Annotated in this window: 12 protein-coding genes; 3 read left to right on the top strand and 9 right to left on the bottom strand. The window is 54.4% G+C overall.

Annotated features, from left to right (window positions below):
• Positions 1-4 precede the first annotated feature (4 nt).
• From A8710_RS07135 to ccmA, 7 genes are read right to left on the bottom strand one after another with little or no spacing between them, the layout of a single operon-like run.
• A complete protein-coding gene (locus A8710_RS07135) occupies positions 5-1,720 on the bottom strand; it encodes an autotransporter assembly complex protein TamA (protein ID WP_068859167.1) in 1,716 nt (571 codons plus the stop codon).
• 6 nt (positions 1,721-1,726) lie between these two features.
• Positions 1,727-2,656, bottom strand: coding sequence for a pseudouridine synthase (locus A8710_RS07130; protein WP_068859164.1), 930 nt, complete (start codon positions 2,654-2,656; stop codon positions 1,727-1,729).
• 11 nt (positions 2,657-2,667) lie between these two features.
• Complete coding sequence (gene ccmE / locus A8710_RS07125; RefSeq protein ID WP_068859161.1) at positions 2,668-3,105, bottom strand: cytochrome c maturation protein CcmE; 438 nt, start codon at positions 3,103-3,105, stop codon at positions 2,668-2,670.
• 8 nt (positions 3,106-3,113) lie between these two features.
• Complete coding sequence (gene ccmD / locus A8710_RS07120; RefSeq protein ID WP_068859158.1) at positions 3,114-3,299, bottom strand: heme exporter protein CcmD; 186 nt, start codon at positions 3,297-3,299, stop codon at positions 3,114-3,116.
• Positions 3,296-4,060, bottom strand: coding sequence for a heme ABC transporter permease (locus tag A8710_RS07115; RefSeq protein WP_319822946.1), 765 nt, complete (start codon positions 4,058-4,060; stop codon positions 3,296-3,298). The genes ccmD and A8710_RS07115 overlap by 4 nt, the downstream gene beginning before the upstream one ends.
• Before the next feature lie 19 nt (positions 4,061-4,079).
• Complete coding sequence (gene ccmB, locus A8710_RS07110; RefSeq protein ID WP_198341683.1) at positions 4,080-4,754, bottom strand: heme exporter protein CcmB; 675 nt, start codon at positions 4,752-4,754, stop codon at positions 4,080-4,082.
• A complete protein-coding gene (ccmA, locus tag A8710_RS07105; RefSeq protein ID WP_068859152.1) occupies positions 4,754-5,371 on the bottom strand; it encodes a cytochrome c biogenesis heme-transporting ATPase CcmA in 618 nt (205 codons plus the stop codon). The genes ccmB and ccmA overlap by 1 nt, the downstream gene beginning before the upstream one ends.
• A gap of 187 nt (positions 5,372-5,558) precedes the next feature.
• Between ccmA and A8710_RS07100 the strand changes: the two genes are divergently transcribed.
• From A8710_RS07100 to A8710_RS07090, 3 genes are read left to right on the top strand one after another with little or no spacing between them, the layout of a single operon-like run.
• A complete protein-coding gene (locus A8710_RS07100) occupies positions 5,559-7,661 on the top strand; it encodes an acetyl-CoA hydrolase/transferase C-terminal domain-containing protein (protein ID WP_068859149.1) in 2,103 nt (700 codons plus the stop codon).
• Positions 7,662-7,712: 51 nt separating this feature from the next.
• A complete protein-coding gene (dsbD, locus tag A8710_RS07095) occupies positions 7,713-9,539 on the top strand; it encodes a protein-disulfide reductase DsbD (RefSeq protein ID WP_068859146.1) in 1,827 nt (608 codons plus the stop codon).
• Positions 9,530-10,156 (top strand): VTT domain-containing protein, encoded by a 627-nt coding sequence (locus A8710_RS07090; protein ID WP_068859144.1) that lies wholly within the window; start codon positions 9,530-9,532, stop codon positions 10,154-10,156. Before dsbD ends, A8710_RS07090 begins: the two co-directional genes overlap by 10 nt.
• A gap of 9 nt (positions 10,157-10,165) precedes the next feature.
• Here the strand turns inward: A8710_RS07090 and A8710_RS07085 are convergent, their stop codons facing one another.
• Both A8710_RS07085 and A8710_RS07080 read right to left on the bottom strand, forming a co-directional pair.
• Positions 10,166-10,699: a response regulator transcription factor gene (locus A8710_RS07085; protein WP_068859142.1), complete on the bottom strand. Its 534-nt coding sequence runs from the start codon at positions 10,697-10,699 to the stop codon at positions 10,166-10,168.
• A complete protein-coding gene (locus tag A8710_RS07080; RefSeq protein ID WP_198341637.1) occupies positions 10,696-11,919 on the bottom strand; it encodes an ATP-binding protein in 1,224 nt (407 codons plus the stop codon). Before A8710_RS07080 ends, A8710_RS07085 begins: the two co-directional genes overlap by 4 nt.
• Between the last annotated feature and the right edge of the window lie 76 nt (positions 11,920-11,995).

Genomic DNA, 11,995 nt, shown 5'->3' with positions numbered 1-11,995 from the left:
TCGCTCATAGGGGCGAGCCAATGGTTAAATGAAGGCGCAATGGAGCTCCTGGCTCGGAGACCGCTGAAGCCAGATCAGCTCGGATCGGACCCACAGGGGATATCCATCGAATGCCCACACCCACACCAGTCCCGAGATTGGCATCACTGGCCTGACTAAAGGCATTACCTACATCCACAAAGACTGCGGGACGCCAAGTAGGACGCCAGCGCCAGTTGTACTCCACTGAGGCAGCCAACAGGTACTGCCCGCCTATGGTTTCATTGAGGCTGTTGCGTGGCGACAGGCTACGGAAATCAAAGCCTCGCACACTATTATCGCCTCCGGCATAAAATCGCAGGCTGGGAGACACACGCTCAAAATCGGTGCTGAGAATCGCGCCAGCATCGCCACGTATCAACAACATGTGACGATCTTGATAGGTATTCAGCCAGCGAAAACCACTGCGTAAAGACACAAAATCTGAGGTCGACACCAAGGCTTGACTGGCAAATTCAGTCTGAAAGAACAGGCGGGTACCACGAAGGGGATCAATACCTCCCTGACTTTGTACTCGATTAAACGAGGCATACGGTGCCAGGATACGCTCAGCCCCTTTTTCACCACTGTCGCGCTGAAAACGCTCATCGACTAGGCGCAGACCAAAACTTCGTTGCCACCCCCGCCGTGGATCCAACACACGCTGCACACTGACCACGGTTTGCACGGAATCGGTATCTTCAATTCGATCCTCTTGCAGACCTAAGGCAAACTCCAACCGATCCTCCAACGGATGCTTCCACGGCATACGGTAGCGAATCTCGCCGCTTTGGCGGGCCGCAGCCAACTCCGTTGTGACTTGCACCCCGTGTCCCTGACGGTTCAGCAAGGGTCGCTGCCACTCCCCCTGTAATTTAGGACCAACATCGGTCGCGAAGCCTAAGCCGAAGGAATACAAACTGGGTAAGCGGCTATCAACGACTACCTCAACGGGCACTTGTCGGTTCAGGGTTTGGTCACGCCGAAAAGACACTTGGGCTTCGCGAAAATAGCGGGTTTCGATCAGGTTTTTTTGCAGCTGAAAAAGCTGGCGACTGCTAATGGCATCCCCCGTTTTAAAAGGTGTTAGCGTCGCCAATTGCAGCGCATTCAGTGCGCGCAGGGGTTTGCCATCGACTTCGCGGTAACTGATGGGGCCAAATTGATAACGCTCACCGCTATCAAAACCCAGATACACATCGGCGACTCGCTCTTGTAAATTGACCTCGATGCTACTGACCAACCAGCGACTATCAAAATAGCCTCGCTCCAACGCGCGCTCTTCAAGTTGCTGCTTAAAAGACTCGTATTGGCTGTGTTGAAGCACATCTCCGGTGGCTTGTGGGAATGCCGGGGGTTTAAAACGCTCATCGCGCTCAGCCGCTCCCACCACCTGGATATTGATCACGCGCAAACGAACGGGTGGCCCCGCGTTAACCACCAACCTGTGTGTATTTTGATGGGTCTGAATCGAAACTTCGGGGTCGTAATAGCCGAAGGCCTCCAAGGTTTGCTTCACTTTGCTCGTGGCATCGGCCACGAAAACATCCGCTTTACTGGCATCCGTCAGGTTGAGCTCGGAAACACTGAGCTCAAGCGCATCCTGAAGATGTTCAGGCGTGACCGTGACCTGCCATTCCGCATACGCCGAACCGGGTAATAAAAACAACGCGACTAACAGGCGTAATACGCGCTTATTCATGGGCGGTCATTTTAAATTGGCCAATAAGGGATCACTTAATGAAAGCAGCTGACGCTCACTCTTGAAGCTGCGCGGCGCTCCAGTCAACGGGTCATCAAAAGACAACTGTGAAGCCAGCAACTGCAGAGGACGATCATAGGTTATCTGATCTGCTTCGATTTCGGGCCATACGATGGGATAGATCGCATCAAATAAAATCGGCATGTCGAGCGCCGCAAAATGCACGCGAATCTGATGCTTTCGGCCGGTGACAGGCCGCACGAGAAAATGCCCCCACCCGGACTGAGCCATTAACAGCTCAATGAAAGTTTCACTGTTGGCCACGCCGTCACCCGTCTCCATTCGGAAAAACGGTGTGCCTGCTTGCAGATGCGAGCAATAACGCAATGGAAAGCTAAGGCGCGGATTAAGCGGTGCGATCACTTCATAGACTTTATTGATTCGGCGCTCTCGAAATAGTGCCGAATACTGCTCGCGACTCACTGGACGTTTGGAGAAAAGCACCAAACCTGCAGTCTCCCGATCGATACGGTGCAGCGGCACCAAATCATCAATACCGGTTTCACGACGCAACCGCGTTAACAAGGTTTCAGAGAGAAAACGCCCAGCGGGCGTGACAGGCAGAAAATGCGGCTTGTCGGCTACCAACAGATGATCGTCTTCAAACAAGATATTCGCGGCAAAGGGAATAACAGGCTCTGGTGGCAAATCGCGGTAATAAAACACCACACGCCCCGCCTGATACGGACTATTCAGCGTTAACGCCTGACCAGTCTCGTCACAAACTAAGCCGTTAAGAAAACGATGCCGCCACTCTGCCTCTGCAACACCGGGAAATCGCTGGAGCAAATAGGCAAATAGATTGGGCCACTGACCGGGGGGCAGCCCATGCCGGCTGGCACCCACGCCGTGGCGAACCGGCAAAGGAGACTTCATGCAGCCAACACTCAGGGCTTAACGGGATGCCCCGCCTCTTCGATAGCGGATTTGACCTGGGGTGGCATGTAGTTTTCATCGTGCTTTGCCAAGACCTCATCGGCCTTAACTACCCCACCCTGCCAGCGGCCATTGGCCACGATGCCCTGCCCTTCGCGAAACAGGTCAGGCAGGATGCCCTCGAAATCAACCCATACGGTTTGCTTTAAGTCGCTCAGAGCAAAGCGCACAGCCAGTGAATTCGGCGAACGCTGAACCGAACCCTGCACCACCAGTCCGCCTACTTGAATGCGTGCGCCTTCCGGTGCCTCTTTAGCCATGAGCTGTGAGGGCGTATAAAAAAGATTGATGTTCTGACGCAGCGCATAGCTAGCTAACCCGACAGCCAAACCAATACCGGCCAGCAGCAACAGTATCCAAATCAGACGACGACGACGCTGGGGATGCATAACAGCTCCTATTGATGTTGACGCTGACGTTTAAGCAACAATTGTTGTTCCCGACGCCAGCGCTTTGGCGCCTGAACACTGCGCCAGGTCAACACACCCAGCGCACCGAAGAACACGCCATAGGCAAGCCAGACATAAAGACCGTGCCCGCCCATCGCAAAAAAATCGGCCCACGAGGAAAAATAAAAGTTCATTGGTTTGGCTCCTCAATAAGCTGACGAACCCATTGGCTTCTGCGCTCGCGCTGCAAAATTTCCTGACGGCTACGCAGCAATATTAACGATGCAAACAGGGCATACAGACCCAGAAACATCACCAGTAAAGGTAAGTACATTTCCGGCGGCATAGTGGGTCGTTCAGTAATGCGAAACGTCGAGCCCTGATGCAAGGTGTTCCACCACTCCACGGAATACTTAATGATGGGTAGGTTCACCACCCCCACCACCGCCAATAAGGCAGCCGCTTTACTGCCTTGGGAGACTTCCTCAAAGGCGTTTTGCAAGGCCATGACGCCCAAATACAAGAACAATAAAATCAACATGGAGGTGAGTCGCGCATCCCAAACCCAATACGTTCCCCAGGTCGGCTTACCCCAAAGCGAGCCCGTGATTAGCGCCATCAAGCAAAACAAGGCGCCAACCGGCGCGGCCGCTTTTGCCACCATTTCTGCGGTTTTAACGCGCCAAATCAATGTGATGGCGCCGCATATGGCAAGCAGCAAATATCCACCCATGGCCAGGCTCGCGGCAGGCACATGAATGAATATGATGCGGTAACTATTGCCCTGCTGATAATCCGCAGGCGCAATTCCAAGCCCCCAGACTAAGCCCACGCTAATTAACAGCGCAGCAGGCCAGGCAAACCAGGGCAACCAGCGACCGCTAAGCTGATAAAAATGCCGAGGGCTTACGGTACTTTCAAATGCCGCCCAGAGACGACGCAGCCAATCGATCAACTCAGTCTCCTGCACATGCTTAAGTCCCACTCACGGCTAAACGCAAGGCCGCAGCAGCTGCCAGCGGTGCCAAGCACAACGCCAGTATGAGAAACGCGCCGAGTAAAGCTAAATAACCCGTTACCGGCAAGCCCGACAACGACGCCTGAACGCTTGCCGTAGCAAAAATGAGTACGGGGATGTGCATGGGCAGGGTTATCAGTGGCACCAATACCCCGCCCCGACGCAAACCCACCGTTAAAGCCGCACCAATGGCACTGATCAGACTCAGCGTAAGCGTGCCCAAGAGCAGTGACATCACCAACACCACAAGCACTGAACTCGGCAAATTCAACAACACGCCCGCCAGCGGAGCCAGCAAAGCCAGCGCCACGCCTGTCTGCAGCCAGTGCGCCAACACTTTAGCTAAGACCAGCAAGGGCAAGGGCGCGGGGGTGAGAAGCAATTGCTCCAAGGTACCGTCATCAAAGTCGCTACGAAACAAACCATCCATCGCGAGAAGCACTGCCAGCAATGCCGCAATCCAAATGATACCGCCAGCTAACTCGCGCAAACGGGCTGGGTCGGGGCTAATAGCCAACGGCACTAGCGTAATCACCATCAGAAAGAAAATAAGTGGATTGAGCCACTCACCACTCTGGCGCCAACCCAAACGAAGGTCGCGTTTAAAGACCTGAAAAGCAGCCTGCAACATCATGCCGGGATCAACTCAATAGGGGTCACTGGGCAGCGAAGATTGAGGCGATGATGGGTAGTCAACAACACCATACCGCCCTGCTCTGCATGGTCTGCCAGCCAGCCCTCCAATTCACAAACTCCGGCTTGATCAATGGCGGTAAACGGCTCGTCGAGTAACCATAACAACGGCGCTTCGGTGAACAAGCGGGCAAGCGCCACGCGGCGCTTTTGCCCTGCCGAGAGCTGTGCTACCGGCGTATCGTCATAGCCGCGCAAGCCCACTCGGCTTAATGCCAGGTCCAGGCGACTTACCGTCAGTGTTTGACCTCGGCATGCCGCTAGGATGTTGAGATTTTCCGCCACGGTAAGTACCGATTTTATGCCGGCGAGATGCCCTAAAAATAAGACATCCTGCTGAAATTGCTGCAAGTCAGCACTCACCGATTGATGTTGCCAGCGGATATTTCCGCTCATAAATTGGCTTAAGCCGGCAATTTGCTTGAGTAGTGTTGTTTTCCCGACGCCATTAGGCCCCAAAATCTGCGCCACCTGCCCCGGACGCAGCGTCAACGACAGGGCCTGATACAGGCAGCGGTCATCTCGCCAGGCTTCCAAGTTTTGCAGTTCCAGCACAGACCGTCTCCACACATAAGTGAACCGTATAACTGCACTCAGTCCGGTTTCATCGCCGCATTGTAGCCCAATGCGTTCATTTTTCTTATGATTCAGTCGCGCCGCCGATTGACTAATGGCCTAGTCGACACTAGACCACGCTATCCTGCCTAGCGCTGCCCATTAAAAACTCTAATAAGGACGTGATATGCCTCGCCTATATAGCAACTTGGATAGCTGTGTTGATGACTTAATGACCTTTGCCGGCGAGCGCGTGGTGATCGGCACGCCCTTGGGCATTGGCAAACCGAATGCCCTGCTAAACACCCTTTATCAGCGCATTAAGGCTGACCCCAGCCGACGCCTACGAATTTTGACTGCGCTGTCGCTGCAAACGCCGCAAACCAGCAGCGCACTGGAAGAAGCCTTTTTAAGACCATTTATTGATCGTGTTTTTGGCAACTACCCCGATCTCGACTATGTCACCGACCTACGCCAGCAAAAGCTACCCGCCAATATTGAAGTGTCGGAGTTCTTCCTAAAATCTGGCGACTACCTGCGCAATGACTACGCCCAGCGCCAATACATGGCAACGCATTACACCCATGCCGCCCGCGACATGCTCTTACAGGGCGTCAATGTGGTGGCGCAAGCCGTGGCGATGCGGGAACGAAATGGCATCAAGGAATATTCGCTGTCGTGTAATCCGGATGTCACCTTGGATTTGCTCCCGCTGTTTGCCGCCAACGGCACCCAAGTCTTTCGCGTGTTAGTGGTGAATCAAGAACTGCCCTTCATGGAAAATGATGCCATTGCGAATCTCGACCTCGTGGATGCCATCGTGGACTGCCCAGAAGGCACACACACGCTCTTCTCCGCACCCAATATGAACGTGAGTTTGGCGGAATACGCTATTGGTCTGCATGCGTCCTCTTTAGTGCGGGATGGCGGCACCTTACAAATCGGCATTGGGTCCTTAGGCGATGCCATTACTCAAGGCCTAATCCTGCGCGAGCGTCAAAATGATGACTATCAAGCGATGATGCAAAGCCTGGGCAGTCAGCAAGCACCCGCCCAGCTCGCTCCCTTTACCAAAGGCCTCTACGGCTGCAGTGAAATGTTCGTTAACGGCTTTATGGAGCTGATGCGCGCCGGCATCATCCGCCGAGCGGTCTATGCTCATGCCGGCCTTCAACAGCTCATTAATCGTGGCCGTATCAACGAGCAAGTCAGCCTCGACACCCTCGATGCCTTGGTGGAGATTGGCGCTATTCGTACGGTCTTAAATGAAGCGGATGTGGCGCTGCTGCGCCGCTTCGGTATTGTTAACGCGACCGTTAGTATCGCGGGTAACACGCTGATGATTAATGGCATTGCTATGCCTGCCCGTTTGGACGACCCGATCACTCGCGCTACTTTGCAAAAAGAAGGCTTAGGCGAACAGCTACAGGGCGGCCACACCATGACGGGCGGCTTCTTCCTTGGCCCTCGCGATTTTTATCAGGCCTTGCGCGACCTCAGCGACGCTGACCGCGCCAAAATCAATATGACCGCCATTGGCTTTATCAACCAGCTCTATGGTCAAGATGAACTCGGGCGCGCCCAGCGCAAAGACGCCAGCTTTATCAATACGTGCATGATGATGACGCTGCTTGGCTCCGCCGTGTCCGATGCTTTAGAAAGCGGCCGCGTGGTCAGTGGTGTGGGCGGACAGTACAACTTTGTCGCCATGTCGCATGCGCTGCCTGATGCACAGTCCATTCTGATGTTGCGGGCCAGTCGTGAAGCCGCCGGTGCCGCGAGCTCGAACATCGTGTGGAATTATGGCTACACCACTATCCCGCGTCAGTTGCGCGATTTGGTGATCACTGAATACGGCGTTGCAGATTTACGCGGCCGTACCGATAACGAAGTCGTCCAGGCTCTGCTGGCCATTACCGACTCTCGCTTCCAGGACAGCTTAATGGCGCAAGCCAAAGCCAATGGCAAACTTGATCCCGCCTATGAAATCCCGGCTCATCAGCGACAGAACTTACCCGAGGTGTTAGCGGCGAAACTCAAGCCATTCAAGGATAAAGGTCTGCTACCTGACTTCCCATTCAGCTGCGACTTGACCCCCGAAGAGCTAAAAATCGCTAAGGTGCTGCAGCGCATGAAGGCCATTAAAGATGACAAATTAGCCATCGCTAAAGCGCTGTGGTCTGCTCGCGGCAAGCAAGCACCCGCCGGCTGGCTTGAGCGGATGCAGCTGGATAAACCCGGCAACGTTAAGGAACGTCTGACACAAAAGCTCTTTATTGCCTGTGTTTAAGACAGGCGTATCGAGCATAATTGACGTGTTCTCCGCTAGGCACTGGTTTCTATGAAACAGCGATGTTCTGCCCAAAAACTATCCGTTGCGCATGCCCTGCTGATCTTCTGCTTCGGCTTAATGAGCGCCTTCAGTGCATCCGCTGCGGGACTTTTTGAACGCGAACAACGCGAGTTTCTTCCGGTCGAAGAGGCGTTCCAAACCAGCCTCTCCACAGAGGCTGATGGCCTGACCTTGCACTTCGACATCACGCCAGAACATTACTTGTATGAAAAACAATTTCGACTGACATGGCCTGCCGGCTTAGAAGACCTGCCCGAATTACCGACGTTTTCAGGTAGCGACAGTCAGGCCAGCTGGCACGATGATCCCACCTTTGGCCGCGTTAAAATTTACCGCGACCGTGTGGACTGGCCCCTTCGACTGCCAGAACTCAGCACTGTTCAAGCGCAGCGTTTTGAAGATGCTGGCTCTGTCCTCAACGTGCGCTACCAAGGCTGTGCTGATGCCGGCCTTTGTTATCCACCCCAGATCTGGCAAATCCCTGTAACGGCCACGACTAGCCTTGCCCCTGAGCCCCAACTTAATGGCGACAATGCCAATAGCATTGCGACTTGGTTGGCCCAGGCTAACTTTTGGGCCGTTTTAGCCGCTTTTTTTGCCCTCGGTTTAGGTCTGGCCCTAACGCCGTGTGTCCTACCCATGCTGCCGATTCTGTCCGCCATTATTGCCGGCCAACGTGGCCAATCGGCTTCGGCCTATCGCGGCTTTGCGTTAGCACTGAGCTATGTCTTGGGTATGGCGCTGATGTACAGCCTAGCCGGCCTACTCATCGCGCGTTTTGGCGCTGCCGCCAACCTCGCCACATGGATGCAAAAGCCAGCCGTATTAATCCCCTTTGCGGGCTTATTCGTTGCTCTTGCCTGGCTGCTTTGGCGCGATAAAGCACTCACATTGCCCCACTTTATAGACGCCCCCTTGAAGCGTTGGCAGGCTCAGCAACAAGGCGGCGCATACGGCTCCGTCTTTATCATGGGTGCTATTAGCAGCTTAGTCGTCTCACCCTGCGTCTCTGCACCGTTGGCCGGCGTTCTGCTGTTTGTGAGTACGAGTCAAGACATGGTGTTAGGCGGCAGCGCCCTGTTTGCACTGGGCATGGGCCTAGGCGTGCCATTGTTACTGCTCGGCCTGGGTGGCGGGCGCTGGATACCACGCTCTGGCCCTTGGCTAGAGGCCAGTAAGCGCTTCTTCGCGCTCCTGCTGGTTGCCGTTGCCATCATGCTGGTCAATCGACTGCTACCGTCTCTGGTTCAGCTACTACTTTGGGCAGGCTTTTTTACCTTGATCGGCAGCAGCCTAGTGGCCCGTCTCAGCCGACTGAGTAAAACCGTGGGGCTGGTATGTATTGTGTGGGCCATGTTCCTGGTTTTTGCCGCCGCACGCGGTGGTGATTCGGCATGGACACCGTGGACGGTGTTTTCACAAAATGTTGCTAACACTCAAGCGCCACCCAATACGGTCACCGGCTTTATTAAGCTCACCGACCCCGCCGCCGTGGATGCTGCCATTGCGCAGGCCGCAAAAGCACAAAAACCCGTCATCGTGGACGTATTTGCCGACTGGTGTGTCAGCTGCATCGAGATGGAAAAGAAGGTTTTGATCTTGCCCGAGATCATCACACTGCTCGAGCCCGGCGTACGCATTAAGTTCGACATCACCGATACCACCGGCGCTCAGCTGGCTTGGCTGCAGCGCGAAAAAATCATTGGCCCACCGGCGTTTCTGTTCTGGAATGCACAGGGCCAAAAACAAGACAGCCTGATTGGCGAAAGCACAAAACAAACCTTTGAGTCGAGTCTTAAAAAAGCATGGAACTAATTGATTTTATTATTCATGTAGATGTTCACCTACAAGAGTTTGCCAACGCTCATGGCGCGTTAATTTACGGCCTTCTGTTTTTAATTATCTTTGTGGAAACGGGCATTGTCGTCATGCCTTTCCTTCCCGGAGACAGTCTTTTGTTCGCCGCAGGCGCCTTAGCCGCCACCGGCGTGATGGACCCTTGGGCGCTATTTTTCCTGCTCTGGTTCGCAGCCGTATTGGGCGATAACTGTAACTATTGGGTTGGGCGTACCATCGGCCAACGTGTTTATGAATGGGATTCCCGCTGGATTAAGCGAGAGCACCTCGCTAAAACTCAGGGTTACTTCGATCGTCACGGCGGCAAAACCATTGTATTCGCTCGTTTTATGCCGATTATCCGCACCATTGCGCCATTTGTGGCTGGCGTCGGGAAAATGCCCTACCGCCGCTTTTTCTTAATTGATGTGTTCGGTGGGTTCGTGTGGATCGGCAGCTTTATCGCGCTGGGCTATGGCTTTGGCAACCTACCCATCGTCAAAGATAATTTCATGGTCGTTATCTTTGTCATTATCGGCCTAAGTGTTATGCCCGGGGTGATAGCGGCAATTAAGGCACGGCAACAGGCTGGCTAGGCCAGCTAACTACTGCGACACCGGGCGCTTACTCAACCGGCGCTGCAACGTGCGCCGGTGCATATTCAACCTGCGAGCGGTCGAGGAAATATTGCCATCCTCCTCCAATAAAACGCGCTGAATATGTTCCCAGGCCAGTCTGTCCACGGATAGCGCATCCTGACCTGCCGAACGGGGCTCAAGGTCGGGTGATGAGCTGGCGTTCTTTAAGGCACGCAAAATGTCGTCTGCACTGGCGGGCTTTGCGAGGTAATTAACTGCACCGCGCTTGATGGCTTCGACCGTCGTAGCAATTGAGCTATAGCCCGTCAGCATCAAAACATTTAGCTCCGGTTTGATGGCAAGCAATTGCGGCAGGAGCTGTAAGCCCGACTCATTGCCCATGCGCAAGTCCAACACACAGGCATCTGGCAGGTGCGCCTGCAGTTCTAACAAGGCTTGGGCGCTATCAGCGGCTTCGACGCAGACACAGCCGCGTCGGGTCAAGGTCCGCGCTAAGGTCTGCCGAAAAATAGCATCATCATCAATGAGTAATATCTTCATGGCGCAATAACCTGGGTGGTCACGATGGCGGCAGGCCAGCGCAACATTACGCTGGCACCGCCCCACTCGCTGGATGCCACGCTCAGTGATCCGCCCAGCTCCAACAACGTGGACTGCGCTAAAAACAAACCAATACCCAGGCCTTCAGGTTTGCTGCTGAGCACGGGCTGGCCTAGCGCAGACACCAGACCGGGCGGAAAACCAGGACCGTCATCGCAGACTTGGCAAAGCCACTCACCCGGATTTTTTTTCACCACCAGGCGCACGCGAGAATGGGCAGCCTCGGCTGCATTACGCAAAACATTACTCAGGGCTTGTTGTAGTAGCCACGGCATAACAACAGACTGACTTGCGTCAGCAGCCATTGTTGATTCTACGTTCAGCGCCGGGAAAGCCACTTGAATGGGTTGCAGACAGTTCTGCAGGTGTTCAGCCAGCGCCTGACTGGGTAATTGCGAGGGTTGTGCGGCCTGTTCCCGGAGGCGCGCCAAAGTATCGCGACAGCGCTGCAACTGAAGCTGAAGGGGCTGCATTTGAGCGGGCATGTCCTCTTCTAGCTCATCCACCATCAGACAGACCGTGGCTAAAGGTGTCGCCAGTTCATGTACAGCGGTTGCCGCCAAGGTGCCCATGGCCACGGCTTGATCGCGCTGAAGCTGGCGACGCTGCTGCTCAACCAGATAGCGCTCCTGCGCGCGCAGCCGCCGATGCATGCGGTGCAAGAAAAACACCAGTAGCCAGGAGCTAATCGCGAAATTCACCATCATGCCCATGAGATGGCCTTGATACGTTTGCCAAGGCCATTGCACAGTTTGTGCGGCAGGCGGCCAGACAAACAAACTGAAATACGCCGTCAAAATCAGACCGACTAGAAGCAGAATTTGTCGTAAGGCAAGGGTGGATGCCGCAATGGCCAAAGGCACTAAGTAGTAAGTCACAAACGGGTTGCTACTCCCGCCACTGACTCGGAACAAGCAGGTCAGAAGGAGAAGATCAAACAGTAGTTGCAGAAACAACTCGTCATCACCGACCGGCTCCGGCTGGCGCAAACGAAGAGTGGTTAGGCCATTAATGAGCAGCAATAGGCCGAAGATCAACAGTAACGAGGGGAATGCCGATTCCAGTGCGAGACCCGTGAGTTGGCCATAAAGCAGGGTCAGGCCAAACAACGCCATCAGTGCCGTACGAAGCCAACAGAGTTCAGCAAGGTTTCGCCGCATGACCTCAGGCATATTGAATCTGCGCTCCCATGTTCTACTGCAAAAACAAACAAGGCACCCGAAGGTGCCCTGCTTT

It is taken from the genome of Perlucidibaca aquatica, from assembly GCF_001676655.1.
GTDB lineage: Bacteria > Pseudomonadota > Gammaproteobacteria > Pseudomonadales > Moraxellaceae > Perlucidibaca > Perlucidibaca aquatica.
The sequence above is the reverse complement of the archived record's forward strand: the minus strand, read 5'-3'. Positions and strand labels throughout refer to the sequence as shown.

Excerpts from the sequence above, each read along its gene's own strand:
- ccmB (WP_198341683.1), bottom strand. The coding sequence starts at position 4,754 with ATGTTGCAGGCTGCTTTTCAGGTCTTTAAACGCGACCTTCGTTTGGGT.
- dsbD (WP_068859146.1), top strand. The coding sequence starts at position 7,713 with ATGAAACAGCGATGTTCTGCCCAAAAACTATCCGTTGCGCATGCCCTG.
- ccmE (WP_068859161.1), bottom strand. The coding sequence starts at position 3,105 with ATGCATCCCCAGCGTCGTCGTCGTCTGATTTGGATACTGTTGCTGCTG.
- A8710_RS07100 (WP_068859149.1), top strand. The coding sequence starts at position 5,559 with ATGCCTCGCCTATATAGCAACTTGGATAGCTGTGTTGATGACTTAATG.
- A8710_RS07130 (WP_068859164.1), bottom strand. The coding sequence starts at position 2,656 with ATGAAGTCTCCTTTGCCGGTTCGCCACGGCGTGGGTGCCAGCCGGCAT.
- A8710_RS07090 (WP_068859144.1), top strand. The coding sequence starts at position 9,530 with ATGGAACTAATTGATTTTATTATTCATGTAGATGTTCACCTACAAGAG.
- A8710_RS07080 (WP_198341637.1), bottom strand. The coding sequence starts at position 11,919 with ATGCGGCGAAACCTTGCTGAACTCTGTTGGCTTCGTACGGCACTGATG.
- A8710_RS07135 (WP_068859167.1), bottom strand. The coding sequence starts at position 1,720 with ATGAATAAGCGCGTATTACGCCTGTTAGTCGCGTTGTTTTTATTACCC.
- ccmD (WP_068859158.1), bottom strand. The coding sequence starts at position 3,299 with ATGAACTTTTATTTTTCCTCGTGGGCCGATTTTTTTGCGATGGGCGGG.
- A8710_RS07085 (WP_068859142.1), bottom strand. The coding sequence starts at position 10,699 with ATGAAGATATTACTCATTGATGATGATGCTATTTTTCGGCAGACCTTA.